This window comes from Streptodolium elevatio (genome assembly GCF_053592165.1).
Genome location: NZ_JBSFVE010000006.1, coordinates 16,868 through 42,648 on the forward strand (window position 1 = coordinate 16,868; position 25,781 = coordinate 42,648).

Genomic DNA, 25,781 nt, shown 5'->3' on the forward strand with positions numbered 1-25,781 from the left:
CCCCCGGGCAGGGCCGGATCGGGCCCACGCCTCCCGTAGCATCGAAGAGTCTCCCGGCACGGCCTCCGCGTGCCGTGCCCCCGAGCCGACGGCCTTCTCCCCATGTCCTCCGCCACGCCTTCCGACACGTCCGCCACGTCGACGACGTCCGCCACGGTCTCCGCGTCCGCGCACCGGCCGGCGTCGCCGCCCGCGGGCACCGAGTCCACCTTGGCGCCCGACCCCTTCGGCGGGCCGCCGGTCGGGGTCGTCCGCACGTTCCACCCGCGCCGAGGACGGCTCAGCCCGCAGCAGCAGGACGCGATAGAGCGGCTGTGGCCGGCGTACGGCCTGCCCGTGGACGGCAAGCCGCGCGAACCCGCGGCGCTGTTCGGCAACGGCGGTCCGGTGGTCCTGGAGATCGGGTTCGGCATGGGCGAGGCCACGGCGGCGATGGCCGAGGCCGAACCCGGCGTCAACATCCTCGCCACCGACATCCACACCCCCGGCATCGGCAATCTGCTGCACCTGATCGAGGCACGCGGGCTCGGCAACGTGCGCATCGCCGAGGGCGACGCCGTGGTCCTGCTGACCGAGATGCTCCCGGCGGACTCGCTGGCCGGGATCCGGGTGTTCTTCCCGGACCCGTGGCCCAAGTCGCGCCATCACAAGCGCCGCCTGATCCGGCCCGGCTTCGCCGCTCTCGCGGCGTCGCGCCTGGCCCCCGGCGGCACGCTGCACTGCGCGACGGACTGGGCGCCGTACGCGGCGTGGATGCTGGAGGTCCTCGAGGCCGAGCCCGCGCTCGCCAACACGGCAGGGCCGGGCGGCGGGTACGTACCGCGCCCGGACCGGCGGCCGATGACACGCTTCGAGCGCCAGGGCCTCGCCAAGGGCCACGAGGTCGCCGACCTGATCTTCCGCCGCGTCTGAACCGCCCGCGACGCCCCGCGGACACGGGACGACGCATTTTGGGCCAAGGAAACGAACCGGTCGCCGGTCCCGGCTATCGTCACACCATATGGACACGCCCGATCACGCGCTGACCGCCGCCGGACCCTCCGGCGGCGGTAAGGCGCGGGCGCTGCGGGCGTTCCTCGCGAAGCCGCGCAACCGGATCGTGGTGCTCGGCCTGCTGTTCGCCGGATGCTGGATCACCGCCGCGGTCAAGATGAGCGACGTGACCGGCCTCGACGGCCTCGCGGTCGGCATACCGCTCGCGGCGGCCCCCGTACCACTGGTGGTCGGCGTGTTCCTGCTGCTCGCGCGGGCCCGACCGCAGCCGTGGCAGCACCTGGCCTTCGCACTGTCGTGGGGGGCGGGCGCGGGCGCACTCGCGGCCCTGTACGCCAACTCGTGGTCGATCGACGCGATCGTCGACCGCTCCGGCGAGTACCAGGGCGAACTGCTCGGGCTCACCGTCGTCGCGCCGTTCGTCGAGGAACTGGCCAAGGGCGCCGCGGTCCTGCTCCTGCTGCTGTTCCGCCGCCCGTGGTTCCGCGGCCCGCTGGACGGACTGGTCCTCGCCGCCACCACTGCCGCGGGGTTCGCGTTCACCGAGAACGTCCTGTACTTCGGCCGGGCCTTCGGGGAGGGCAGCGACGAGGGCGACGCCGCCGCGCAGACCGCCGCGATCTTCCTGGGCCGGGCGATCCTCACGCCGTTCGCGCACCCGCTGTTCACCGCCGCGACCGGCCTCGCCCTCGGCATCGCGGTGCTCCTGCGGAACCGCTCGCGGGCGGTTCTCGTGGCCCTCGGCGGCTATCTGGTGGCCGTCGGCCTGCACTCCGCGTGGAACGGCTCGGCGTGGAAGACCACGGTCGACGACGAGCCCGCGATCATGCTGTCCGTCTACTTCCTGGTCATGGCACCGCTGCTCGCAGGCGTGTTCGTGACCGGCCACAAGCTGCGCGGCGCGCAACTGGACGCGGTCCGGACCCAACTGCCGCACTACGTCGGGGCGGGCTGGTTCAGCTGGAACGAGCCGTACGTGCTCGGCTCGGTCGCCGACCGCAACCGCCAGCGCCGCGCCGCTCTCGCGCTGTACGGGAAACCGGGCGAGCGCGCCGCACGGCAATACCACTGGAACGCCACCGCGTTGGCCGAGCTGCGGCGGCGCGCGGTCCGGGGCGACGTCACCGCGGAGGAGTTCACCCCGCAGGAACGGGTGTTCCTCGACCGGTTGTGGGAGCTGCGCCACGCGCTCGGCGAGGTGCCGGAGCGCACGATGCCGACGCCGCGCTGGGGGCCGATGCCCACATACGGCTGGACGCAGGGGGCGGCGTGGCCGCAGTACGGCCCGGCGGGGGTCCCGCAGGCTGCCGGGCCGCCGTACGCGGCGAACCCGTATGCGGCCCCCGCGCCTGCGGCGGCGTTCGCGGCGCATCAGTACGGCGGCGCCTATCCGTATTCAGCGCACCCTTACTCGGCGCACCCTTATTCGGCGCAGCTGTACCCGGCACATCTGTACGCGGCAAATCCCTATACCGCGCACCCCTACGCCGCGCATCTGTACGCCCCCGCCCACGCGTACGCCGCCGTCCCCCACGCGGGCGCCGCGCACGCCGTCGTCCCGCCCGGCTGGAGCGTCCGGCCGCCCCCGGCCGGGGACCCGCAGCCCGCCGCACCGAACCCCGTGGACGCGGTCCCGCCGAAGCCTTCGGCGGCCCCCGCAAGCGAGCCCACGGGCGGCTGAACCGCCGCCCGCACCGCCCCCGCGTACCGCGCACGGCACCAAACGCGGGTGCGTCCGCCGCAGACCCGGACGCGTGGGACTATGGTCCCCGCCCGCGCCCGCCTGTGGGCCCGACTGGAGAATGCCCGTGCACATCAGCGTCAACTACATCCCGAGCGAGCGCGACATCGCCGACGGGGTCATCGCGTTCCGCCGCGGCCTGTTCCGCGGTCTGACCGTGGGCGGCGCGATTCTGCTGGCGGCGGGTCTGGTGGTGCTGCTGATGGGCGCGCTGGACGGCGGGGTCGCCTTCTGGCCCTTCATCTTCCTGGCCTTCGGTGCGGCGATGCTGGGCCTGCGCCTGTGGGCGCCGCTGCAGGCGGCCCGGCAGAACCGGCACATGCACGGCGACGTGTGCGAGGTGACGTTGACCGACGAGGTGTACCGGTCGGCGATAGGGGCCAATCGCGCGGAGATCCCGTGGAGCACCTTCCGCAAGCTGCGGTCGGTGGACGAGCAGTGGATCTTCGAGTTCAACCCGGCGCAGGCGATCATGGTGCCGCACCGGATCTTCAGCGCCGAGCAGAACGCCGAGATCGGCGGCTTCCTGCGCGAGCGCGGCCTGACCCGGCGCTGACCCGGGGCCGACGCCCGGCCCCGACCGAGCACATCCGACCCGGACCCGACCCGAATCCGGCCCGGCGCCGACGCGGCTGCGTCAGCGCCGGTCGATCGGGCGTACCGCGTAGTCCCCGCGCGCCCGTTCGCGCCGCTCACGGTCCATCTGCCGCGCGATGACGACCTCCAGCGCGCTCCACCCGCAGGCGAGCAGGAAGAGCGCGGCGAACACCAGCGCGACGACCCACAGCCACGAATGCGCGATCACGGCGAACGCCGCGACCATCACGGCGACTATCGTCATCGCGAAGAACACGAAGGTCAGCGCCGCGGCGTCGCCCGCCCGTTCCGAGAGTCGGTTCCGCCCCACCGGCCGCCCCTCCCATTTCGCATCCACACCCTTTAGGGGTAGATGCCCGGGAAGCGCGCGGCCATACGCGCGCGGGCGCCTCACGGCTCCAGTACGACTCCCGAGGTCACGTGCGTGACGGTACCCGTCATGCCGCGCGAGCGCGGCGACGCGAGGAACAGCACGGCCTCGGCGATGTCCTCCGGCTGCGTGATGCGCCGCAGCGCGGCGCTCGACGCGAACTCCGTGCGGACCTCGTCCGCCGTCAGGCCGCGGCGTTCCGCGACCTCCTCCAAGTACTTGGCGAGCTTCGCGTTGTCGGTGTAGCCCGCGACCACGACGTTGACCCGGATGTTGTCGCGGCCCACTTCGCGCGCCATGGTGGCCGAGGCGATCTCCATGGCCATCTTGGTCGACGCGTACGCCGCCATGTACGGCAGCTTCATGCGGGGCGCCTCCGTGCTGATCTGCACGATCGACCCGCCGCCCACCGCCCGCATGTGCGGCAGCGCGGCCCGGCTCACCTCCAGCACGCCCAGCACGTTGACGTCGAACGCCCGCCGGTACTCGTCGCGGTCCAGGTCCTCCACGCGGCCGGACGGGTTGTAGGTGGCGACGTTGACCACGACGTCCACCCGCCCGAGCCCCTCCGCGGCCGCGCCGACGAGCGCGTGGCACGCGTCGCGGTCGGCGATGTCGGTCGGTACGGCGAGCACCTTGCGGCCGGTCTGCGCCGCGACCCGGTCGGCGAGTTCGCGCAGCGGTTCGGCGCGTCGCGCGCCGAGCACGAGGTCGGCTCCCTCGCCCGCGAGGGCCAGCGCGGTGGATAGCCCGATCCCCTCGCCCGCGCCGGCCACCACCGCGACCCGTCCGTCCAGGCTCCCGCTCATCGACGCCACCCTCTTCCGCGCGTAAGACCGCGCATACATCCGCACATGCCCCCCGGCACACACCCGCGGATACTTTCCTTGCCCTTATCGGGTATCAAGGAACTGACGGATCATCAAGATCAGTCCACCGGCACACGGAGCGGAGACGGCATGGACGAGGGCGCGATGCGGGACGTGGGCAGGCTCCTGGCGTACGAGGAGATCCGCCAGTTGGCCGCGCGCTACGCACTCGCCGTCGACAGCAGGGACCTCGACGGGTTGTGCGCGTTGTTCGTCGACGACGTCCGCGTCACGCGCGACACTTCCGGGCGGGAGGCCCTGCGTGCGTCCTTCGCCGACCAGTTGCGTCCGCTCGGGGTGACCATCCTCAACGTGGGCACGCACGTCATCGACCTGCTGGACGAGGACCACGCGACCGGCCACGTCTACTGCAAGGGCGAGATCCAGGAGGGTTCGCGCTGGATCCACCAGGCGATCCTCTACCGCGACGTGTACGAGCGGCGCGGCGGACGCTGGTACTTCGTGCGCCGCCGCCACGATCTCTGGTACGGCGCCGACGTCGGGGCGAACCCGATCGGACTGCCGCCCGCGAACTGGCCCGAGCGGTCGTACGGTTCGGGCACTGTCCCCAGCCTGTGGAAAACCTGGCAGGAGTTCACGGACCCCGAGGGCAACAAGGCGGGCGAAAACGGAGAAATGCCCTAGCCCTTCGGCGTAACCCCTATCGGCTGGTATACGTATGAGACTCATGGAACCGGCCGTCTGGGTGCCGGCTTCCTGACTCGGCAACCAGAGGGGCAGCACGTGATCCGGTACCGACTCCGGGTGGACTTCTATCAGGACGTCCCGGAGGACCGGCCCCCGACGGGGTACGTGGGTTCGCTGCTGTCCGGCGACTTCGCGGGGCCCGCGCTGCCGCGCGGCGGCGACTCGATCTCCGCGATACCGCTGGGCGGCGCGTACGTCGGCCCGTGGACAGGCGGTCCGTACATGCTCGTGCACCGCGTCGAGCACCACCCGGTGCCGGTCGACCTGGACGGCCACATAGTGGAGTGGTGGGAGCAGTACCCGCACCCGTCGGTGCACGTCGTGGTGCGCGCGGAGTGGCCCGACGAGGAGAAGTCCGAGCACGAGCTCATGAACGTCTACGAGGCGCAGGGCTGGAGTTCCTTCCCGGCGGGCCCGGACAACCCGTTCGTGGCGACCACCGACGTCGCGGTGTTCTGACCCGGCACCGACCCGTCTGGACCGGTCCTGGGGCTCCTGACCCGGTTTCCGGCGGCCCGCGCGGCCCGAAGGCCGCCTGCGCGGGCTACGGAGCCTTGTAGCTCTTCTTGTCCATCGTCGTGACCAGCTGCTTGACGACCGCGTCGTAGGTCTTCGGCAGCCCGCCGGTGCTGAACGAGATCTTCGACTGCGGCAGCCACCACACCTGCGGCTCGATCGACGTGCCGTCGGTGCAAGGGACGGTGTAGCGCGCGTACTCGTACGTCAGCGCCCCGAGCTTCTGGAACTTGCGCCCCGTGGTCTTCGGCTTCGGCCCCGCGGCGCCCGGCGCGAGCGAAGGGCACCACGCCGCGGGCGCGCCCAGCGTCCAGCCCGCCGGGTCGTCGAGGGCCACCTTGCGGTCCTGGCTCTCGCCGACCCATACGCGCAGTCCGCCGCGCAGGCAGTCGGTGCGCACCTCGACGGGCAGTTCCAAGGGAGCCACGCACACCATGGCGGGGCCGTTCGGCCGGGCGTCCCATCCGGCGGGGATGGTCAGTTTGAGGCCGGACAGGTCGAACACACCCGGGCCGACGAGAGTGCCCGGCGGCGGGGTGTCCGGTTTCGCCGCCGGCGGCGCGGGCGGCTTTTCCTTTTCGTCACCGCCGATCGCGGCGACCGCCGCGACCACGCCGACGATGGCGGCCACGACCGCCGCGGCGGCGATCAGCGGCTTGCGGTGCCGGGCGAAGACGCTGCCCGCACTCTCACCCGTGCCGCCGTCACCGTCGGCGGCACGCCCGCGACGCCGACCGGACGCTCCGCCGGTTCCGCCGCCGTCGGCGAACAGGCCCGCCAGCGAGTCGCCGACGACCGTGTCGCTTTCGTTGGTCCCGGGCCTGTGCGGTGTCCCGGATGCGTACCCGGGAGCGGCGCCGAAGGCGGCGTCGCCGTACGGCGCGTACCCGGCGGGTGCCGTACCCGGGCCGGGGGGCATCGGCGGCGGAGTCGGCGGGAGCGGCGGCACCGAGCCGACCGGCCCCCGCGGTTGCGGGACGCCCGGCGGCGGCACCGGGAGCGGCGCGGGGACGGTGGCCCCGTCCGCCATTCCGCCCGGCTGCTGCCCGAAACCGGGCCCCTGAGTCTGCCCTTGGGAAAAGTCCTGTCCGAACTCCGGTGCGGGAGCGGCCGCATGGCGCCCGGCCCGGCGCCTGCCGGTACCAGGTGCGGAGATGCCGGATGCGGAGGCGCCGGGTGCGGCGGGACCGGGCGGCGCCGGTGGGGCCGCGGTGCCCCCGTCGGAGGCCCAACCCCCCTCGATGGCCGGGGCCTTCCAGTGCAGGTTGATCAGCGACGTGGCGTCCGAGACCGGGTCGGCCGCCGGTGCGCCCGCCCCGAGCGCGCCGCGCCAGGTGCCGGTGACCGTCTCCAGCACCTGGTGGGCGGACGGCCTGCGCAGCGGGTCCTTGTCCGCGCTCCAGTCCACGATGCCGCGCAGCGCGTTCGGGACACCGGCCGTGTCCGCGTCGTCCTGGAGCACGCGCAGTGCGACCACTTCGGGGGCGCCGGTGCCGAAGGGTATGACGCCGGTCGAGGCGTACGCGACCATCATCGCCCAGGCGTAGACGTCGGCCGCCGGAGTGCTGTTCTGTCCCTTGAACCGCTCCGGGCTCATCCACGCCGGCGAGCCGATCATCATGCCGGTGCGGGTGAGCCCGCTGTCCTCCATCGACCGGGCGATGCCCAGGTCGAGCACGCGCGGTCCGGCCGGCGAGCACACGACGTTCTGCGGCTTGAGGTCGCGGTGCACGATGCCGACGCCGTGCAGGGCGACCAGGGCCTCGGCCAGTCCGGCGGCCAGCGCGAAGAGTTCGTCGCCGGCCATCGGGCCCTGGCGCTCGACGCGTTCCTGGAGGGTCGGACCGGGCACGTACTCGCAGGCGAACCACGGTTGCGGGGCGTCCACATCGGCGTCGAGCACCGGTGTCGTGCAGGTGCCCTGCACGCGGCGGAGCAGGGCGACCTCGCGGCTGAAGCGGGCGCGGAACTCGCGGTCGTCGGAGAACTGCGCGTGCACGATCTTGATGGCGACGCGCCGTTCGTAGTGGTCGAGCCCGGCGTACACCGAGCCCATGCCACCCGATCCGAGCCGGCCTATCAGCCGGTACGGCCCGACCGCCCGCGGATCCGCTTCTCCGAGCGGCCGTATCCCCGCACCGGCTTCGGCTGCCATACCGCCTCCGCGCACTCACTCGCCGGAGGCGGCCCCGAGCGCCCGCCTCCTCGTCCGGGGCATCCTCTCACCCTGCCCACTGGCGATGACACGTCGTCAGAGCGCCCGCGGTTCCCGGCTGTCGGGTCCGGCTCTAGTCCCGGGCCCCGACCGCGTCGACCGGGTCCATGCGCAGCGCGGACCGCGCGGACAGCGTCCCGGAACCGAATACCAGCACCAACGCGACTGCTACGAGCGGCACATAGATGGTCGGCGGCATCGAGGGATCGAACGACCCGGTGACGCCGTTGGCGAACGCGCCGAGCGTGACCCACGCGATGGCCGTGCCCAGTCCCACGCCGACGATTGCGGCGACCGCGAGTTCGCGGCGCAGCATGGCCATCACCTGGCCGCGGGTGGTGCCCGCAAGGCGCAGCACGGCCAGTTCGCGGGTCCGGGCGCGGGTCGCCATGACGATGGTGTTGACCACGCCCAGGGCGGTGAACACCGCGATGGCGCCCAGGATCAGGGCGTTGGCCCACGCGCTTTCGTTGGCGTCGTCCGACACCTCGTCGAGGTACGCGTCGCGGTCCAGGACATGGCCCTCGCGTTCCAGCGCGGCGGCGAGTGCCGCCTTGTCGGCGCCCGGCGCGGCCGTCACGTACACCTTGTCGAACGTGCCGACCGTGCTGTGTGCGGCGGCCACGTCGCGCGGCATGAGGTAGTCGCCGAATCCGAACGCGTTGTCGAAGACCGCGACGACGCGCGCCTGCATGGGTGTTCCGTCGCCGAGCCAGTACTTGATGCTGTCGCCGACGTGCTTCCCCTTGGCTTCCGCGTGCCGGTAACCGAGCGCGACGGTGTCCGCGCCGCGCAGATCGGACAAGTTGCCCTCGCGTACGCCGAGTTCCATCACCTGCGCGGTATCCGGCCCGACCCCGCGTGCGTCCATCTCCACGGCGTCCGACAGCGACCCGTCCATGACGGTCGTCTCGACGGTGCCGGAGGCGGCCTGTACGCCGGGCAGCGTGCGGATGCGGTCGACCGCGGACTGCGCGATGCCGGCCCGGTCGGAACCGTCCACGACAAATGTCGCGGTCGTCCGCGCCTTGCTCTGCGAGATCGTCTCGTCGGCAACGGTCGTGCCGATGAACAGGATCGAGCACGAGAAGGCGATCGTGAGCGCGATGGGCACCGCGATGGACGCGACCCGGCCGGGCTCCGCTGCGCCGTTGGCGCGCGCGAGGCGGCCCGCGGCGTCGCCGGTCGGTGCGATGAGCCGTCCGATGACCGCGACCGACAGCCGGGCGATGGGCAGTCCGAGTAGCGCCACCGCCACCATGAACGTGAACACGATCCCGATCGACGCGCCGGCGCCTTCGTCGCCGCCCAGGTTCGTGGAGACGATGACCAGCGCGACACCGCCCGCCAGCGCCGCGACGCCGAGCGTGTAGCGCAGCACCGGAACGAGGATGCGTCGCTTGGCCGTCGCGCCGAAGACCTCGGTGGGCCGCACCTTCGCGGCGCGCCCCGCGGCGGCCAGGGCGGCGACCTGGGTCACCAGCACCGCGCTGCCGAGTCCGACGACACCCGGCAGCCACGACTTCACCACCGAGAAGCCGGCGGGCAGGGCGTCGGCGCTGTCGAACAGGTCGGCGAGCACGTTCGAGAACGCGTACCCGAGCGGCACCGCGAGCAGCGCCGCGACGGTCGCGACGAGCAGCGCCTCGGCCGCGACCATGCGGCGGATCTGCCCCGGCGTCGCACCGACCGCGCGCAGCAGGCCGATCTCCCGGATGCGCTGGCGTACCGAGAAGCCGAACGTCCCGGCGATCACGAAGACCGCGGCGAAGGCGGCGCTTCCGGCGAACACGCTGACCACCGGAAGTGTCGCTTCCTGCATGGAAGTCCGGGCGGGTGCCTCCAGGCGCGCGAGCGAACCGCCGCTCAGCACCTTGACCTCGGGCTGCGCACGCGTGGGGTCGCCGAACTGCGGTCCGGCGACGGCGACGATGTCCCGGAGGGCGGCCCGGACCTGCTTCTTGTCCGCGCCCGGGTCGAGCGTGACACCGATGAAGTCGGCGAGCGAGGGCACCGTGCTCAGGCCGGCGGCCTGCGCGTCGGGCAGGAACACCGAAGGCGCGCCCTGTCCTGCGGCGATCCCGGCGACGGTGACGGTACGCGGCCCCTGCGGCGTGCCGAGGTCGAGCCGGGCGCCGGGCCGCAGGCCGAGCGCGGCGGCGGTCGCGGTGTCGACGACGGCCTCGCCGTCGGCGCGCGGCTCGTGCCCGTCGGTGAGCCGGTACGGCGTCAACTGCGCGCTGCTCCAACCGTGGACGTCCGCACCGAGCCCACCCGGCAGCCCAACCGGCACGCTGCGGTCCGCAACCGCCGCCTGTACGCCCGGCACGGCACCGATCTGCCCGGCCAGCCCGGCGGGGATGCGCGAGGTCTGGCGCAGCGGGTCCGTCTCCGACTCGTCCGAGGACTTGGCCATCTGCTGGGTGCGCGCGAGGTGGTCGGATGCCGCGACCGCGAGGTCGGTGCCCCGCAGCCGCTCCACCGGGGAGTCGGTGCGCAGGACGGATTCGAGCATGACTCCCGCGGCGGTCACCAGGACCGTGGCGAGCGCGACGGCGAGGAAGGCACCGGTGAACCCGGCCAGTCGGGTGCGCAGGGTGCCGAGGGCGAGCCGGAGCACTGGTCAGCCCTCCATGTGGATCATGCGGTCGGCGACGGCCTCGGCGGTCGGCGCGTCGAGGGTGTCGACGAGGCGGCCGTCGGCCAGGAAGACCACGCGGTCGGCGTACGACGCGGCGACCGGGTCGTGCGTGACCATCACGACGGTGTGCCCGTAGCCGTCGACGACCTGACGCAGCAGCGCGAGGACTTCGCGCCCGGTGCGGGTGTCGAGGGCGCCGGTCGGCTCGTCGGCGAACAGCACGTCGGGGCGGGTGACCAGGGCGCGGGCGATGGCGACGCGCTGCTGCTGGCCGCCGGAGAGCTGCCCGGGGCGGTGCTTGGCGCGGTCCGCGAGGCCCACGCGGCCCAGGACTTCGCGTACCCACTTCTTGTCGGGGCGCTCGCCCGCGAGGCGCAGCGGCAGCGTGACGTTCTGCTCGGCGGTCAGCGAGCCGACCAGGTTGAACGCCTGGAAGACGAATCCGACGCGGGTGCGGCGCAGCTTCGTCAGCTTGGTCTCGGACAGCGTCGCGATGTCGGTGCCGGCCAGTTCGACGCGGCCGTCGGTGGGGCGGTCCAGGCCGGCGGCGCAGTGCAGGAACGTGCTCTTGCCGGAACCGGAGGGGCCCATGACGGCGGTGAAGCTGCCCCTGCGTATGTCGGCGTCGACGCCGCGCAGCGCGTGCACCGCCTCGGAACCGCGTCCGTACACCTTGGTGACTCCGGTGAGGCTGACCGCCGAGGTGGCGGCGGCCGCACGGGCCTCGATGACGGATGTGGCGCGCCTGCCCATGGCGGGTCCTCCTGTTCCGCGGCCGGGCTTTCCGACCGTGGAACCAGCCTGTCCGGTTCGTGATCACGTCTCGATCCGGCGACCGCCCCGGTTCTCGGTGGGGCTGTCCCCACCCCGCGCGCTGCGGAGGACCCGGGGGCCTCGCGGGCGGTCCCGGTCGCCGACGAAGTCTGGCCTTACCGGTGGCGGTGCGTGATAGGTGTGCATGGGCCCGTCACCACGGGCCGCCGTCGAGGACCGGAGTTCCGCATGAAGATCAACGTCGACTTCGACAAGTGCAAGAGCAACGCCCTGTGCATGGCCGAGGCGCCCGAGGTGTTCGAGGTGCGCGAGGACAACTTCCTCTACATCCTCCGGGAGAACCCGCCGGAGGAACTGCGCGCGCAGGTCGAGGAGGCGGCCCGGGTCTGTCCGACCCGGGCCATCACCGTCACGGACTGACCGCGCTCAACCGCGCCGGCGGCGGATCCGGTCGCGGAGGTCCCGCGTCTGCTGTGCGGCGCCGGAGCCGAGGCGGGCCGCCTGCCCGGGGATCGCCGAGCCCTGGTACGCCTGCCGCACCGCGCTTCCGGCGCCGCGGCCGAGCTCCGCGGCCCTGGACAGCGCTTTGACGTTGACCACGAGGGTCCCGGCCGAGCGGTCGTGCAGGGTACGGCGGCGCGGGCCCAGGACGGCCAGCGGGTCGACGAACCCGATGAGGCTGAGCAGGCCGAAGACCGTGACCAACTGCCAGTCGCGCAGGATGATCTGGTACCACATGAGCATGAGCGCGCCCCACGGGAGCAGCACCGCGACGAAGGTGCGGCGGGCCGAGCGCCCGATGCCCAGGCGGCCCGAACCGCCTTGCGCCGGAACGACCTTCATCCCGAAGACGATCTTGCCCAGGGTCCGGCCGAACCTGGCGTGCATCAGCCAGTCGTAGATCGTCGGCACCAGCAGGTGCGCGAGGACCAGGAGCAGCAGTATCAGCTTCGTCTTGTCCCACAGCCCGTCGACGACGTCGAGCGGCGCGCGCTGCGCCTTGTCGGCGTCACCGAGCAGGAGCGCGCGGAAGGTCTTCGCGAACGTCGTGTTGGGGAGGTTGGCCGCCTCGCCCTGGAGGTAGTTGTAGGCGACGAACCAGAGCGGCGCGACGAGTGCGGTCATGAGGGCGTAGTCGACCGTGCGGGCGAGGAACCGCAACAGCCGTGACGCGAGCGGCAGATCGACGGGCGGCGGGCCGGGCGGCGCACCGTACGGCTCCCCGGGCGGTGCGCCGTACGGCTGCCCGGGAGGTGCTCCGTACGGCTGCCCGGGCGGGGGCTGCCATCCGGTCGCGGTCGGCCCCTGCGGGTCCCACGCAGGCGGCTGCCCGGGGTACGCGGGCGGCTGGGCCGGCTGCCCCGGGTACTGCCCCGGGTACGAGCCGGGGTACTGCCCCGGAGGCTGGTTCGGGTACTGCTCCCGATCCGGTCCCGGCTGCTGAGGGAACGTCATGCACCGGACGGTCCCGCGATGTTGCCCGGGGCGTCAAGCCACGCCGCGCGGCTTTCAGGACAGTTCGCCCAGTGTGACGTCCACCGTCGCGTCCCCGCCGCCCGCGCGTACCAGGCTCACCTTGGCGGTGTCACCGGGCTTGAGGCCCGCCAGCACCTCGGCAAGCGCCGCCTGGTTGGCGGTATCGGTGCCGTTGACCGCGGTGATGACGTCGCCGGCCTGGATCCCGGCCCTGCCGGCCGCGCCGTTCGGGTCGACGGTGACGACGCCGACGCCGGCCGCGTCGCCACCGCGTCCCACGACGGTGGTCGCGGTGATGCCGAGCGCGGCCCGGTCGGAGTCGGTGACCTTGCCGTCCTTGATCATCTGGTCGGCCAGGTTCTTCGCGGTGTTGGAGGGGATCGCGAACCCGATCCCCGGCGCGAGGCTGTTGCCCGCGCCGGTGGCCGCCGCCAGGGTCGGGATGCCGACGACCTTGCCCTCCAGGTCGACCAGTGCGCCGCCGCTGTTGCCCGGGTTGATGGCGGCGGTCGTCTGGATGAGGTTGGGGATCGTCGCGCCCGGCGAACCGGAGTCGGCGGCCTCGCTCTGGGTGCGGTTGAGCGCCGACACGATGCCCTGGCTCACGCTGCCGGACAGGCCGAGCGGGTTGCCCATCGCGAGCACGATGGTGCCCACGTCGATCCTCGACGAGTCGCCCCACTGGGCGGGCTTGAGGTCGCCGGGCGGGTTGTCGAGGCGGATCACCGCGACGTCGTTGGGCGGGTACGAGGCCACCAGCTTCGCGGTCAGCGGCTGCGCCCCGGTGGCCAGGGTCACCTGGAACGCCGTGGCGTTGCCGACGACATGCGCGTTGGTGAGGATGTTGCCCTTGTCGTCGTAGACGATGCCCGAGCCCAGTCCGTCCGGGGTGGTGATCTGCACGACCGACGACAGGACGTCGGTCACGACCTTGCGGTACGCGCTCTGGAGGTCGTCCGCGCCGCCCTCGGCGGCCGGTTGGCCGGCCTTCTGCGTCGTCTCGGAGGACGTCTGCGCGGGAGTGTTCCCAGCGGCATTGCCCTTGTCGTCGCCGTCGTCCGAGCAGCCGGCCGCACCGACCGCGAGCACCGTCGCGGCGGCCAGGACCGCGGCCGCGCGGCGGCATCGGCCCAGTGGTCCCGCCCAAGTCCGTGCAGACACCGCAGACTCCCTCGCGTACCTCGACCCGGCGGCTCCGCCCGGACCCACCCCGGGCCCACAGGGCCCCGCTCCGGACCGACTCCGGATCCGCTCATCAATGCCCGAAATGTCGGAATCAAAAACTCCGGGGATTCACTCTCTCGGCGCAACCCGCCCGAAGGCCCCCCTTGCTTCCTGGGCCGAACCCGGGTGACATTGCGTCGCGGCGGGCCGTCCCGTGCCCGCCGGGCTCATGGACCAGCGCAACCCGGAGGCACCATGCTGTCGCTGCAAGAGATCTCGGACCGGTTCGAAATCCAGGACCTGATGGTCCGTTACTCGCACGCGGTCGACACCCGCCAGTGGGACCTGCTCGACGACGTCTTCACGGCGGACGCGCACATCGACTATTCGGCGATGGGCGGCTCGACGGGCGACCTCGCGTCGACGAAGAAGTTCCTCGCCGATGTGATGCCGAACTTCCCCGCGTTCCAGCACATGGTCGGCAACTCGGAGGTCACCCTCGACGGCGACACCGCGACCGGCCGCACGATGTGCCACAACCCGATGGTCATGCCGGGCGAGGACGGTCAGCAGAGCCTGATGCTGTGCGGACTCTGGTACCTCGACACGTTCGTGCGCGTCGACGGCAAGTGGCGTATCAAGTCCCGGGTGGAGGAGAAGGGCTACATGTACATAGCCCCGGCCACTCCCGGCATGGGCTGAAGGATCCCTGCGGCCGACCCGGTCCGGCCGACCTTCGTCGGTCGGTCCGCGGCGGTCGGTCCGCGGCGGTCGGTCCGCGGCGGGTCGGCTCTGCTGGAGAACACGCCCGGAGATCGTGCGAGGGGCGGGTGTACGACGACACGTCGTACACCCGCCCCTCGCACGTTGTGATTCGTGTCCGCTTGCCGGTGTTGCCCGGCAGGTGCCGCCCGGTGTCCATGCCCGACGAGTGTGCCCGCCGGGCCGCCGGCTACTTGGGCGCTGCCGCGAGCCCCGTGCACGGGCGCAGGGACGCGCGCCGGTCGGTGATGCGCTTGGCCTCGGCGGCCTTCTGCGGGACGGGCACGCCGCGCGAGTCGATGAGCGCCGGGGTGAAGGCCTCCTTGACCACCTTGCCGCCCGTGACGGTCAGCGTGGTCACGCCGGTGTCGTTGGAGTTCGGGTAGGGCGAGGTGCCGTACCAGAGGAAGTTGCCGAAGCCGTAGCCGACATAGGTGTCACCGAGCATGCCCGCGCCCTGCATCACGTGCGCGTGGGTGCCGACCACCGCGGTCGCGCCGGCCTCCGCTAGGCCCTTCGCCAGGTCCTTCTGCGTGGCCGACGGGCACTTGTCGCCCTCGATGCCCCAGTGCATGTAGACCACCACGACGTCGGCCTGTGCCTTGGCGTCGCGCACCGCCTTGACCAGGCGGGCGGACGTGAGCGCCGTCGCGATCCCGGGCTTGGTCGCACCCGCCGCGTACCGCTGGCTGGTCAGGTCGTTCACCTGGCTCGCGGCCACGACCGCGACCCGGACGCCGTTGACCTCGGTCGTCCACGGCCGGTACGCGTCCTCGGCGGTCTTGCCGAAGCCGACGACGGGCAACGCGCCTTTCTCGGCCGCCGCCAGGGTGTCGGTCAGCCCGGGCTGCCCGAAGTCCACCGCGTGGTTGTTGGCCATGCTGACCACGTCCACGCCGGTCGCCTTGAGGTCGTCCAGCGCGCTCTTCGGCGCCCGGAACGTGTACGTCTTGGCCTCCGCCGCCCCGCGCTCGGTGATCGCAGACTCGAAGTTGACCATCGCGATGTCGGCCTGTTCGAGGGTCTTGGCGACCGGACCGAGCGTGTCCGCGCCTTCGCCGAGCCGTGCCACCGTCCGGCCGGTGAAGTGCACGTCCCCGCCGAACGCGAGGGTCACCGTGCCGGGCGTTCCCCCGGCGGGCGCACCCGACCCGGTCGGGGCGGCCGGCGAGCCGGGAGCCTGGGGTGCGCCGGGGCTCGTGGCGCCCGCGGAGGCGACCGGTGCGACGTCGTCGTCCGACCCTCCGTCGGACCCTCCGACCAGGGAACATCCGGTGAGCAGAGCCAGGGCGCAGGCGCCGACGACGACCCGGAATTGCCGGGAGGAGGGTATGTGCACCGGCACACGCTAACCCACCCGATCACCGTGCCGTTCGGAACCGGTTCATTCACTGCCGCGTTCTGATCGCCTACGACTTTCGATCGAGGATGTTTTCCGTTCGAGGATGTGCCTAGGCTCCCGTCCGTCCGCTTGCGCGTGCGTCGTCGTGCGCTCCGGCGCACACCTGTACCCCGGCAAAGCCCACCGAGCACCGTGTTCCGAAAGGCCACCGCATGACCGGCGCAGTCGACAACAAGCGGCTCATCGAGCAGTTCTGGCAGGACCTGTACGAGCGGGACTTCGACAAGGTCGGCGCGTACTTCGCCGCCGACGGGCACTACACGGACGTGCCGGCGCCGGGCGCCGGGGCGTACGGCCCCGAGCAGATAGCGGCCCGCCTGCGACTCGGCCTGGAGATGCTGTCCGGCTACGAGCACCACCTCAAGCACATCGTGGCCGACGGCGACATCGTCGTCACCGAGCATGCGGAGAAGTGGTTCTGGGAGTCCGGCGAGAGCGTCCTGCTGCCGTTCGTCTCGGTCCACGAGGTCGGCCCCGACGGCAAACTCGTGCGCTGGCACGACTATTGGGACTTCAACACGCTCATGAACGCCGCCCCGGCGTGGTGGCTGAAGCACATCGCGAAGGGCTTCGCCTGACGTTCCCGGCGCCTCCCGTACCGCCCAACTCCCGGGCTACTCTTACCGGTTGGGGGAGGCACGGGATGGCGTACGGCCGCTCCCACCCACGACGACGACCCGGGCACCGCGGTCTTGGCCGACGTGCCGGGAAGGGAGTGGACCGTGTCCCAGCAGAGCCCCGGAACGGCCGGAAGCCCGAACGCGCTCCGCGTCTCCGCGCTGTGGCGCTACCCGGTCAAGAGCATGATCGGCGAACCACTCGAACTGGCCCGGCTGGACCCCGACGGCATGCGCGGCGACCGCGTGTGGGCGGTCCGCGACGAGGAAGGCGACTTCATCGCGGACGCCCGCCGCAACCCCGTCCTGCTCGGCCTGCGCCCGCGCTACCTGCGGCCGGTGAGCGCCGCCGACCCGGTGCCGCCCGTCGAGATCACGCTGCAGGACGGCCGGGTCGTCCGCTCCACGGACGCCGACGTGCACCACGAGCTCGGCAGGGTGCTGGGCCGCCCCGCCACCCTGCGCTCGCGGCGGCCGGCCTCCGACGAGGCGTACTACCGGCGCCTCCCGCCCGAGGACGGCGACTGGGTGCGCTTCCTGGAGGAGTTGTTCGGCGTCGACACGGGCGCCGAGGTGCCGGACCTGAACCTCTTCCCGGACGCGCTGTGGACCAACCAGACGATGCCGGGCACACACCACGACGCGTTCCCGCTGCACGTGCTCACCGACCGCTCGCTGGAGTCGCTGCGCAAGCTGTCGCCCGGCAGTGACGTGGACGTCCGCCGGTTCCGACCCAACGTGTTCATATCGGTGCCGGACGAGATCGAGGGGGACTTCCCCGAGCGGGCGTGGACCGGGCGGGACCTGCACATCGGCACGGCGGTGCTGCGCATCGAGGGCGAGTGCCCGCGCTGCGTGATGATCAGCCATCCGCTGCCGGACGCGGAGCTGGCGGCCGACCGGGGGTTGCTGCGTACCGTGCACGCCAAGGCCGGCCACAACGTGGGGATGTACGCGTCGGTCGTGTCGCCCGGGGTCCTCGGCGTCGACGACACCGTCGAGGTGCGGGAGCCGCGGGTCGAGGCGCCGGACGCCGGGGAGTAGGGGCCGACGCGGCCGTCGGGTGCGGGGCCGGGCCGCGCGTCCGCGTGGAAAATGACGAGCCCCGGCCGCGGGGCCGGGGCTCGTCGGAAGTCTGGTCCTTCGGGCTCAGTCATGGATCCTACGCTTGAGCACGCCGAAGGCAATTAGATCGTAGCACAAGAACGGGTTCCTGCCTGGGATTCCCCGGACGACCGGGCCCGGCCGACCCGGGCCCTGGCCCGTCAGGCCCGGGTGACGGCCTCGTAGACGCGGTCCGCGAGCTCCGGGTGCATGTCGAGGAAGCCCTCCTCGTCGACCTCGAACGCCCCCGTCCGGAAGCTCTCCACAAAGGTCCGGAGCATGCGCTCCATGTCGGGGTAGTCGGTCTGCACCGGGGCGCCGTCGACGTAGCTCCAGACCTGCACGATGCCCTCGTCGGCGGTCCAGGCCACCGCGTAGAAGTCGCCGGCGGGCGACACCAGCAGCGGCAGCCACTCCTCGTCGCCGTCGGACTCCACCTCGACCTCGTCGCGGAACTCCATCGCCTCGTCCAGGCTGACGAGCACGTACCCCGGGATGAACGACGCGTCGTCCACCGTCTGGTCCTCCTCGGCCCGCGTGCCGTCCGCCCAACCGAACCACGCGACCAGTTCCTCGGGGGCGCCGTCGAGCTTGGCCCGCACCGCCTCGGGCGCCAGCCCGGGCTCGAAGAGCCGCACGACTTTGCGCTCGAGTCTGTCCAGCTCGCGCCGGACTCCGTCGAGTCCCTCCGTGACCGTGGCCATACGTTCCCCTGCTTCTTCAAACGTCCAGACGCGTACGCACCGTGCGCACCCCCGTACAGGATGTCGTACGGCACCCTCACAGCCTGGGGCACGCGCCGCCGATGCAGAAGGGCCCGGCCGAGTGGCCGGGCCCTTCGATGCGCTTAGCGGGTGATCCCCGGGGTCACTTTCCGTCGAGACCCAGGATGGCGTTCTCCGGCAGAACCGTGTGCACCAGGTCCGGGTTGACCGGGCCGTTGAACGGCGGGTACTTCGGGCCCTGCGCGTTGCGGCGGTAGACCGAGGTCGAGTGCTCCGAGGTCTTGTCGAACTCGGGGATGACCTTCTCGCCGAAGAGCTCGATCATCTCGAGGTTCTCCTCGTGCGACATGCCGTCGTTGATGCCGAAGACGAGCTGGTCGGTGCCGACGGCCTGGTACGCCTCGATCTGCTCGCAGACCTCCTCCGGCGTGCCCACCAGCATCAGGCCGGACTCGATCACGAAGTCCAGGAACTCGTCGCCGCCCTGCGAGAGGTCGAACGGCGGCTCGGGCCAGGTCACGGCGTCGGCCGACTTCGGCATGGTGTCGTGGTAGAGGTTCACCATCGTCACCAGGTAGCCGCGGCCCTTGGAGATGGCGATCTCGCGGGCGCGCTTGCGGTCGTTCAGACAGATGACCGCGTTCGTCATCATGACGTTGTTGTTCTGGTAGTCGCCCAGGATCTCGACCGGGTTCTCCGCGGCTTCCTTGTAGGCCTCGATGCGGCCCTTCAGGTTGAAAATCGGCTCGAAGTTGAACGCGATCGCGCCGATGCCCAGCGAGCCGGCCTTGGCGAACGAGCCGGGGTTGCCGCACGCCATCCAGATCGGCGGGTGCGAGTGCCCGTACGGCTTGGGCAGGATGTTGTGCGGGGTGGGCACGGTGAAGTGCTCGCCGTGGAAGGAGTAGTCGTACTGCTCCCACATGCGCACGATCTCGCGCGAGACCTCGTCCCACTCGGCCTTGGTCGAGTTGGTGTCCATGATGTTGAACGAGGCGACCTCGTGGCTGCCCGCGCCGCGGCCGGTGCCCCACTCGAAGCGACCCTCGGTGATGTGGTCCAGCATCGCCGCGCGCTCCGCGAAGCGCACCGGGTGCTCCTTGCGCGGCGAGAGCGAGTTGATGCCGGTGCCGAGGTGGATGCGCTCGGTCTTCGCGGCCACGTAGCCCATCGCGACCTCGGGGGCCGACATGTGGGAGTACTCGGTCAGGGCGTGGTGCTCACCGAACCAGACGTACTTCCAATTGTGCTTGTCGGCCTTGATGGCCAGCTCCAGCTCGCGCTGCAGCATCAGGTGCTCGGAAGCGCGATCGTGCGCAGCCGGTCCCGGGATGTAACCGTTCAGGAAGATGCCGAACTCCACGTGGAGCCTCCCAAAGTGCTGGTTCAACAATGTCGCGTCTGGCGGCTGCGCCCGTACAGCGGCAATGTACGCGCGGCCGGTCGAGACTTGTGGTGAGAGGTGTCTAACGTCACGTCAGAAACCGCTGCTGCCAAGGGGGTTCACAGACGGCCCCCGACCTGCTAACTGTCTCTCGACGCATTGGTAACAACACGCACCGTTACCGCCCTGTTCAGGCGACACGTGTAGGCCGCACACCCGTAACGCCGACGTGATCGGCGTCGATCAGATTTGCCTGTTTCTGGGTTCTGCCGGACGCATTCCGATGCAATGTGCGGACTGTTCGGACTCGCCGCAAACTCGCCGCGAACTCGCGTCGAACTGGGCGCCGAACCGGGGGCCGACTCCCCGTCCGGGACGCTCGGTACGGATCTACCCCCGGCACCGACCGCGTCCTTGTCTTATGCATTTTTGGTCGGTGTTCCGCTTGGATGGGCCCATGGGAGAAAGCCTCGACCTGCACCCCGCCCTGACCCGCCTCGATCTGCTCGCCGATCCGGTGGCCGACGCCCTCAAGCAGTGGACCGGCCCCGTACCGGTCCACGCCGTCGAGGTCGCGGAGATCGACCCCGACCTGGCCGACACCGCCGCCTTCTGCGCGCACTACGGCGTGACCCTCGAGGAGTCCGTGAACTGCGTGGTCGTCGCGGCCAAGCGCGGGTCCGAGGTGACGTATGCGGCCTGCATGGTGGCGGCTACGACGCGCGCCGACGTGAACGGCCTGGTCCGCAAGCACCTCGGGGCCCGGAAGGCCTCGTTCGCACCGCTCGCCGAGGTCGCCGCGATGTCGGGGATGGAGTACGGCGGCATCACGCCCGTCGGGCTGCCCGCCGGCTGGCCGATCCTGGTCGACGCCGCCGCCGCGCGGCTGCCGAGTGCGGTGATCGGGTCGGGCAACCGCCGCTCGAAGCTGCGGCTGCCGGGCCCGGCGCTGGCGGCGCTGCCGGGGGCGGAGGTCCTGGAGGGGCTGGGCGTGCCGCTCGGCTGAGCGGATGACGTCAGTTCAGCACGCGCTCGACCTCGGCGTTGGCCGCCGGGCTCAGCAGCGCGCTCCAGCGCTCGAACAACGTGTGGAGCTGCTTCCGCTCGATCTCGTCGAACACCGGGCTGATGGCGGCGATGTCCAGCTCGTTGGCCGCGGTGATCTCGGCGAACGCACGGCGCAGGCGCGGGCCGGGCACGTAGCGGGCGCCGGTGAAGCGGTCGGTGAACGTGCCGTGGTCGTCGGCGAGTTCGGCGTAGGTCGCCTTGCGGTCGCAGCTCGCGTAGAAGTAGACCAGCTCCTCGGCCTCGTCGCCGACGAGGGCGGCGAGTTCGGGGCGGCGGTCGAGGCCGTACAGCGCGACCGGGAACCCGTCGGTGCCGTAGAACGCATGGCAGAGGCCCGCGAGGCGGACCTCGCGGTCGGCGCCCCACTCGGTCAGCATGTCGTGCACGCGCACAAGGTGGTCGAACAGCGTCCCGCCGGGGTGGCCGATGCCTTCGGCACCGAGCTCGCGCAGCACTGCGACGGCGTCCGTCGTGACCACTGGTGCACCGCCAATTTCCGTCGGGGAAAAGCAAGGTGATGGAACGTCAGTTCCGTGCCGGGGATGGGGTCGGCCCCGCCGCGCGTTGTCGACGATCACACGGCGGGTTGCCGCCCCGGGCCCTGACGAAAGCGTCCCGCCTCGGGAACACCCAAGTCAATCCTAGGATTTCCTGGGCTTGATCCAAGAGATATCTTGCTTCTCATGACTCTCGACGACCTGCGGACCTTCGTCGCGGCCTGCCGCCACGGCAACCTGACCCTGGTGGCCCGCGAACTCGGCCGCACGCAGTCGGCGGTCAGCCAACACATCAAGCGCCTGGAACACGAGCTGGGCCTGGACCTGCTGGAACGCCTGCCCCGCGGCGTCGCCCCCACCGAGGCCGGTCGGATCCTGTTCGCCGCCGCGAGCGACGGACTCGCGGGCCTCGACCTGGCGCTGCGGCGGCTGCGCGACCTGCGGCAGGGGCACGGCGGTGCGGTGCGCGTCGCGACCGGGGCGACGACCGTACGCCACTTCATGACCGCCGCGATCGTGGAGTTCCGCCGCCGCCACCCGACCACGTCGCTGGAGTTCCAGACCGAGAGTTCGAGCCGCACCTGCATGGAGGCCGTCGCCGCAGGGCGCGCCGACCTCGCGTGGATCACCATCGGCGAGCCGGTGCGCGGCATCGAACAGCGCCCGGTGGCCAAGCTGCGCTGGATGCTCGCGGTACGCCGCGACGACCCGCTCGCGCAGCGCGACGCGCTGGGCCCGGACGACCTGGCCGGAATCCACCACATCCGCCTGCCCGAGACGTCGACGTCGCGCCTGCGCCTCGACGCGCACCTCGCGGCGCACGACATCCACCCGCCCGCCACCACCGGCGTCGCCGACTGGGACACCGCCATGCTGCTGGCCGAGCTGGGACTCGGGCACGCGGTCGTCCCGGACCTGCCGAACCTGTCCCGGACGCCCGAAGGACCGCTGCGGCTGATCCCGATAGCCGACCTGCCGCCGCTGACCGTCGGTTGGGCGGCGAGGCAATGGGACGCCCTGGCCCCGGCTGCTCTGGAATTCGCGGGCTTCGTAGAGTCGTCCCCATGACCATGTCGACGCCGGGGCCCGCCGCTCCCGGACCGGTCGTCGCCGACGACCCGGCCGCCGCACCCGAGCTGCTGTTCGCGTACTACAACGCCACGGCCGAGGAACTGGGCCACCCGGCCTGGGCCACGCCGGCCGGCCTGCCCGACTACTTCCGCGTCGACTACGACGACCCCGCCGCCTACTACGCCCCGCCCGGCGGCTACCTCACCGCGCGCCTCGACGGCCGCCTCGCGGGTGGCGTCGGCTACCACTTCCACGGCCCTGACGTCGAGGTGAAGCGCTTGTACGTGGCCCCCGACGCGCGCGGCGCGGGCGTCGCGCAGGCGCTCATGGCAGTGCTGCACGAGCGCGCTCGCGCCGCCGGTGCGCCGCGCTGCGTACTGGACGTGCTGCCGCAGCGCACCGGCGCGATCAACCTCTACAAGCGGCTGGGGTATCGGCAGATCGGTCCGTACCGCGACGACCACGGGCCGATCGACCTGGTCTGCTTCGCCTACGACCTCTGAGGCACGGCATCACCGTCGTCGCCCGGACGGCCCCGGCTCAGTCCGCCCCCGGCGTGGCCTCCCCCAGGGCCGACAGCCGCGCGAACTGCTCGTCGCTGAGCGCCACTTCGAGTGCCGTCAAGTTCTCGCGCAGGTGCGCCTCGGACGACGTCCCGGGGATGGGCACGACCGTGTCGCTACGCCGCAGCAGCCACGCGAGCGCGGTCTGCGCCGGAGTCGCCCCGATCTCGCGGGCCACCTCCGCCACCACTCCGTCCGGTCCGGCGTGCGCGCCCATCGCGATCGGGAAGAACGGCACGAATGCGATGCCGTGCGCGGCCGCATGGTCGACGACGTCGTCGTGCCCGCGAGCCGCCAGGTTGTAGAGGTTCTGGACGGCGGCGATCGGCGCGGTGTCCGCCGCCTCCCGAAGCTGATCCACCGTCACCTCGGACAGCCCGATGTGCCGGACCTTCCCCTCCTCCCGCAACCGCCGCAACGCGCCCACCTGTTCGGCGACCGGGTAGGCGGGGTCGAGGCGGTGCAGGTAGAGGAGGTCGAGACGCTCCACGCGCAGGCGGCGCAGCGCGAGTTCGGCCTGCTGGCGGAGATAGGCGGGGTGGCCGAGGGGAATCCACTCGTCCGGGGCGGGGCGTACGACGCCGACCTTGGTGGCTATGGAGACGGAGTCGCCGTATGGGTGCAGCGCCTCGGCCACCAGTTCCTCGTTGGCGCCGAGCGCATAGGCGTCGGCGGTGTCGACGAGGTTCGCCCCGAGCTCGACGGCCTTGCGCAGCACGGCGACCGCCGCGGCGCGGTCGGCCGGCGGACGCCAGATCGGCGCCGCCGCGGGGTCCGGTGGACGCTCGGGTCCATCGGCGAGCCGCATCGCGCCGAAGCCGATGCGCCGGACCGTCAGGTCGCCGCCGAGGGCGAAGGTGGACGGCGGAACAAGCGTGTTCGTCTTCGAGTTCGTCATGACCGGAACGCTATTTTCTGCCATCAATGTCAGATGCAAGAGGATGTGAGGGGCGTCACATGAAGATCGGCGACCTGGCCCGCGCCACCGGTGTCAGCCCCCGCCTGCTGCGCTACTACGAGGAGCAGGGACTCTTCGCGGCACAGCGGGCGCCCAGCGGGCACCGGCGCTACGGGCCGGAGACGGTCGAGGCGGTGGGTCGCGTACGGGCACTGCTCGCCGCCGGGCTGCCGACCAGCGTGATCCGCGACCTGATGGCGTGCTTCACCGAGGGCACCGACCTGGACGCATGCGCCGCGCAGCACCTGCGCGAGCACCTGGAGGGCGTGGAGGCGCGTATCACTCAGCTCGAGACCACGAGGTCCACGCTGGCCGCCCTGCTGACCGCGACCGCATCCCGACCCCAGGTCGCCGCCTGAGCCGTTCGGACGGCGCATCCGAGCGGGGCCGCCGAGCGGGCCTCCGGAAATATCCTCCGGAACTTTCGATCACAACGATGAGTTTCCGCTGACCCGCCGGTCTACCTCTTTGAAAGCACGACGCGAGACGGACAACATGGCCCAAAAGCCACGGGCTCCGCACCGGACCGCACTATCGAGAAGAGGCGCAGACATGGCCACGATGATCTTCGTGAACCTCCCGGTCAAGGACCTGGACAAGTCCAAGAAGTTCTACTCGGCACTGGGCTACACGCTCAACGAGCAGTTCAGCGACGAGAACACCGCAAGCTTCGTCGTCAGCGACACCATCGTGGTCATGCTGCTCAAGGAGGACAAGTTCCGGGAGTTCAGCACCAAGCCCATCGCCGACGCGCGTACGGCCACCGGAGCGCTCCTCTCCCTCAGCGCCGAAAGCCGCGAGGAGGCCGACCGCCTCGCCGACATCGCGATCTCCTCCGGCGGCAGCAAGGCCAAGGACCCGCTCGACATGGGCTTCATGTACGGCCGCTCCTACCTCGACCCGGACGGCCACCACTGGGAGCTCGTCTACATGGACCCGGCCGCCCTCGAAGGCTGACCTCCCCCGGCACCCACCGACCCCGGAACGCCCCGAGCGAAACCTGCGCCCGGGGCGTCCCGCATCCCCGTCCCACCGCCGCGCGACCCGGCTCCACCCGGCCTCGCGAGCAATTGCGCCCGGACTGCCCGCACTTCGAACCGGAAACGGATAGTCCGAACCCGCCGTCACGCAGCAGGATCCCGAGTCATGAGCGCTCATGCCGATCCCGTCGAGCACGACGACCGCTGGCTCCTCAACCTCCGCGGCGTCGTCGTCACCGGCCTCGGCATCGACTTCCGGCTCACACTGCACCTGGGCTCGGACTGGCTCCTCGTCCTGGAGGACCGCGTACGCCTCGCCCGCGGCCCGGCCCGTGCGGGCACCACCGTGACCCTCGTCCCGGAGACGCAGGATGTCGCCGCCGCACTCCCGCTGTTCGGCAAACGGATCCTGTCCGCCGTCGCCCACAAGGCCGGCGCGCTGGGACTCGTCTTCGAGTGCGGCACCCACCTCGCCTGCGGCCCGGGCGAAACGTACCCCGCCTGGACCCTCCAGGGCCCGCACGGCTGGGCCTTCGCCTCCCTCCCCCACGGCGAACTCACCGTCTGGAAAGGCTCCCCCGAGTAG

At 71.7% G+C, this 25,781-nt stretch carries 26 protein-coding genes and 1 pseudogene; 15 read left to right on the plus strand and 12 right to left on the minus strand.

Annotation, left to right across the window (positions count from 1 at the left end; all coding sequences use genetic code 11):
• Window positions 1-102 precede the first annotated feature (102 nt).
• The 3 genes from trmB (at window position 103) to ACWD12_RS13415 (ending at window position 3,290) form a co-directional block, all read left to right on the plus strand.
• Window positions 103-912 (plus strand): tRNA (guanosine(46)-N7)-methyltransferase TrmB, encoded by an 810-nt coding sequence (trmB, locus tag ACWD12_RS13405; protein ID WP_450099666.1) that lies wholly within the window; start codon window positions 103-105, stop codon window positions 910-912.
• Window positions 913-1,000: 88 nt separating this feature from the next.
• Complete coding sequence (locus ACWD12_RS13410) at window positions 1,001-2,674, plus strand: PrsW family glutamic-type intramembrane protease (RefSeq protein WP_450099667.1); 1,674 nt, start codon at window positions 1,001-1,003, stop codon at window positions 2,672-2,674.
• A gap of 127 nt (window positions 2,675-2,801) precedes the next feature.
• A complete protein-coding gene (locus tag ACWD12_RS13415) occupies window positions 2,802-3,290 on the plus strand; it encodes a YcxB family protein (RefSeq protein ID WP_450099668.1) in 489 nt (162 codons plus the stop codon).
• Between the two features lie 81 nt (window positions 3,291-3,371).
• On the opposite strand, the gene ACWD12_RS13420 is transcribed toward ACWD12_RS13415, so the two are convergent.
• Both ACWD12_RS13420 and ACWD12_RS13425 read right to left on the minus strand, forming a co-directional pair.
• Complete coding sequence (locus ACWD12_RS13420) at window positions 3,372-3,641, minus strand: hypothetical protein (protein ID WP_358357543.1); 270 nt, start codon at window positions 3,639-3,641, stop codon at window positions 3,372-3,374.
• An 80-nt stretch (window positions 3,642-3,721) separates the two neighbouring features.
• Window positions 3,722-4,510 carry an SDR family NAD(P)-dependent oxidoreductase gene (locus ACWD12_RS13425; protein WP_450099669.1) on the minus strand — a complete coding sequence of 263 codons (789 nt, stop codon included), beginning with the start codon at window positions 4,508-4,510 and terminating at the stop codon, window positions 3,722-3,724.
• A gap of 150 nt (window positions 4,511-4,660) precedes the next feature.
• Here ACWD12_RS13425 and ACWD12_RS13430 point away from each other — a divergent pair, with 150 nt between their 5' ends.
• Window positions 4,661-5,215, plus strand: coding sequence for a nuclear transport factor 2 family protein (locus ACWD12_RS13430; protein ID WP_450099670.1), 555 nt, complete (start codon window positions 4,661-4,663; stop codon window positions 5,213-5,215).
• Between the two features lie 99 nt (window positions 5,216-5,314).
• On the plus strand, window positions 5,315-5,737 hold the full coding sequence (locus ACWD12_RS13435; protein WP_358357548.1) for a hypothetical protein: 423 nt from the start codon (window positions 5,315-5,317) through the stop codon (window positions 5,735-5,737).
• A gap of 1,414 nt (window positions 5,738-7,151) precedes the next feature.
• On the opposite strand, the pseudogene ACWD12_RS13440 reads toward ACWD12_RS13435, so the two are convergent.
• The 3 genes and pseudogenes from ACWD12_RS13440 to ACWD12_RS13450 form a co-directional block, all read right to left on the minus strand.
• A pseudogene (locus ACWD12_RS13440) lies at window positions 7,152-7,949 on the minus strand (serine/threonine-protein kinase); the annotation flags it as partial.
• Between the two features lie 133 nt (window positions 7,950-8,082).
• Window positions 8,083-10,629 carry an FtsX-like permease family protein gene (locus ACWD12_RS13445; RefSeq protein ID WP_450099671.1) on the minus strand — a complete coding sequence of 849 codons (2,547 nt, stop codon included), beginning with the start codon at window positions 10,627-10,629 and terminating at the stop codon, window positions 8,083-8,085.
• A gap of 3 nt (window positions 10,630-10,632) precedes the next feature.
• Window positions 10,633-11,403, minus strand: a complete 771-nt coding sequence (locus tag ACWD12_RS13450; RefSeq protein ID WP_450099672.1) for an ABC transporter ATP-binding protein — start codon at window positions 11,401-11,403, stop codon at window positions 10,633-10,635.
• A gap of 249 nt (window positions 11,404-11,652) precedes the next feature.
• Between ACWD12_RS13450 and ACWD12_RS13455 the strand changes: the two genes are divergently transcribed.
• Entirely contained in the window at window positions 11,653-11,844 is a 192-nt protein-coding gene (locus tag ACWD12_RS13455) for a ferredoxin (protein ID WP_450099673.1), read from the plus strand.
• A gap of 6 nt (window positions 11,845-11,850) precedes the next feature.
• Here ACWD12_RS13455 and ACWD12_RS13460 read toward each other — a convergent pair whose 3' ends face one another.
• On the minus strand, window positions 11,851-12,879 hold the full coding sequence (locus tag ACWD12_RS13460) for an RDD family protein (protein WP_450099674.1): 1,029 nt from the start codon (window positions 12,877-12,879) through the stop codon (window positions 11,851-11,853).
• Between the two features lie 54 nt (window positions 12,880-12,933).
• Window positions 12,934-14,061 carry a S1C family serine protease gene (locus ACWD12_RS13465; protein WP_450099675.1) on the minus strand — a complete coding sequence of 376 codons (1,128 nt, stop codon included), beginning with the start codon at window positions 14,059-14,061 and terminating at the stop codon, window positions 12,934-12,936.
• Between the two features lie 258 nt (window positions 14,062-14,319).
• On the opposite strand from ACWD12_RS13465, the gene ACWD12_RS13470 reads away from it, so the two are divergent.
• Window positions 14,320-14,766: a nuclear transport factor 2 family protein gene (locus ACWD12_RS13470; RefSeq protein WP_358357561.1), complete on the plus strand. Its 447-nt coding sequence runs from the start codon at window positions 14,320-14,322 to the stop codon at window positions 14,764-14,766.
• Between the two features lie 250 nt (window positions 14,767-15,016).
• On the opposite strand, the gene ACWD12_RS13475 is transcribed toward ACWD12_RS13470, so the two are convergent.
• Window positions 15,017-16,165: a CapA family protein gene (locus tag ACWD12_RS13475; protein WP_358365008.1), complete on the minus strand. Its 1,149-nt coding sequence runs from the start codon at window positions 16,163-16,165 to the stop codon at window positions 15,017-15,019.
• Window positions 16,166-16,380: 215 nt separating this feature from the next.
• Here ACWD12_RS13475 and ACWD12_RS13480 point away from each other — a divergent pair, with 215 nt between their 5' ends.
• Both ACWD12_RS13480 and ACWD12_RS13485 read left to right on the plus strand, forming a co-directional pair.
• Complete coding sequence (locus ACWD12_RS13480) at window positions 16,381-16,806, plus strand: nuclear transport factor 2 family protein (protein ID WP_450099676.1); 426 nt, start codon at window positions 16,381-16,383, stop codon at window positions 16,804-16,806.
• 144 nt (window positions 16,807-16,950) lie between these two features.
• The gene (locus ACWD12_RS13485; protein ID WP_450099677.1) at window positions 16,951-17,889 is read left to right on the plus strand and encodes an MOSC domain-containing protein; all 939 of its coding nucleotides are present in this window, start codon (window positions 16,951-16,953) and stop codon (window positions 17,887-17,889) included.
• A 221-nt stretch (window positions 17,890-18,110) separates the two neighbouring features.
• On the opposite strand, the gene ACWD12_RS13490 is transcribed toward ACWD12_RS13485, so the two are convergent.
• Together ACWD12_RS13490 and ACWD12_RS13495 are read right to left on the minus strand one after the other, a co-directional pair.
• Window positions 18,111-18,653: an SMI1/KNR4 family protein gene (locus ACWD12_RS13490; protein WP_358365001.1), complete on the minus strand. Its 543-nt coding sequence runs from the start codon at window positions 18,651-18,653 to the stop codon at window positions 18,111-18,113.
• A gap of 163 nt (window positions 18,654-18,816) precedes the next feature.
• Window positions 18,817-20,037 carry an LLM class flavin-dependent oxidoreductase gene (locus ACWD12_RS13495; protein ID WP_450099678.1) on the minus strand — a complete coding sequence of 407 codons (1,221 nt, stop codon included), beginning with the start codon at window positions 20,035-20,037 and terminating at the stop codon, window positions 18,817-18,819.
• Window positions 20,038-20,503: 466 nt separating this feature from the next.
• Here ACWD12_RS13495 and ACWD12_RS13500 point away from each other — a divergent pair, with 466 nt between their 5' ends.
• The gene (locus ACWD12_RS13500; RefSeq protein ID WP_450099892.1) at window positions 20,504-21,064 is read left to right on the plus strand and encodes a YbaK/EbsC family protein; all 561 of its coding nucleotides are present in this window, start codon (window positions 20,504-20,506) and stop codon (window positions 21,062-21,064) included.
• A gap of 10 nt (window positions 21,065-21,074) precedes the next feature.
• Here the strand turns inward: ACWD12_RS13500 and ACWD12_RS13505 are convergent, their stop codons facing one another.
• Window positions 21,075-21,605 (minus strand): DUF6817 domain-containing protein, encoded by a 531-nt coding sequence (locus ACWD12_RS13505; RefSeq protein ID WP_358358932.1) that lies wholly within the window; start codon window positions 21,603-21,605, stop codon window positions 21,075-21,077.
• 204 nt (window positions 21,606-21,809) lie between these two features.
• On the opposite strand from ACWD12_RS13505, the gene ACWD12_RS13510 reads away from it, so the two are divergent.
• Window positions 21,810-22,691 carry a LysR family transcriptional regulator gene (locus tag ACWD12_RS13510; protein WP_358358930.1) on the plus strand — a complete coding sequence of 294 codons (882 nt, stop codon included), beginning with the start codon at window positions 21,810-21,812 and terminating at the stop codon, window positions 22,689-22,691.
• Complete coding sequence (locus tag ACWD12_RS13515; RefSeq protein WP_450099679.1) at window positions 22,688-23,197, plus strand: GNAT family N-acetyltransferase; 510 nt, start codon at window positions 22,688-22,690, stop codon at window positions 23,195-23,197. Before ACWD12_RS13510 ends, ACWD12_RS13515 begins: the two co-directional genes overlap by 4 nt.
• A 37-nt stretch (window positions 23,198-23,234) precedes the next feature.
• On the opposite strand, the gene ACWD12_RS13520 is transcribed toward ACWD12_RS13515, so the two are convergent.
• Entirely contained in the window at window positions 23,235-24,155 is a 921-nt protein-coding gene (locus ACWD12_RS13520) for an aldo/keto reductase (protein WP_450099680.1), read from the minus strand.
• 59 nt (window positions 24,156-24,214) lie between these two features.
• Here ACWD12_RS13520 and ACWD12_RS13525 point away from each other — a divergent pair, with 59 nt between their 5' ends.
• From ACWD12_RS13525 to ACWD12_RS13535, 3 genes are all read left to right on the plus strand, one after another.
• Entirely contained in the window at window positions 24,215-24,574 is a 360-nt protein-coding gene (locus tag ACWD12_RS13525) for a MerR family transcriptional regulator (protein ID WP_358358924.1), read from the plus strand.
• A 193-nt stretch (window positions 24,575-24,767) separates the two neighbouring features.
• Entirely contained in the window at window positions 24,768-25,172 is a 405-nt protein-coding gene (locus ACWD12_RS13530; RefSeq protein ID WP_450099681.1) for a VOC family protein, read from the plus strand.
• A 189-nt stretch (window positions 25,173-25,361) separates the two neighbouring features.
• The gene (locus ACWD12_RS13535; protein WP_358358919.1) at window positions 25,362-25,781 is read left to right on the plus strand and encodes a DUF6188 family protein; all 420 of its coding nucleotides are present in this window, start codon (window positions 25,362-25,364) and stop codon (window positions 25,779-25,781) included.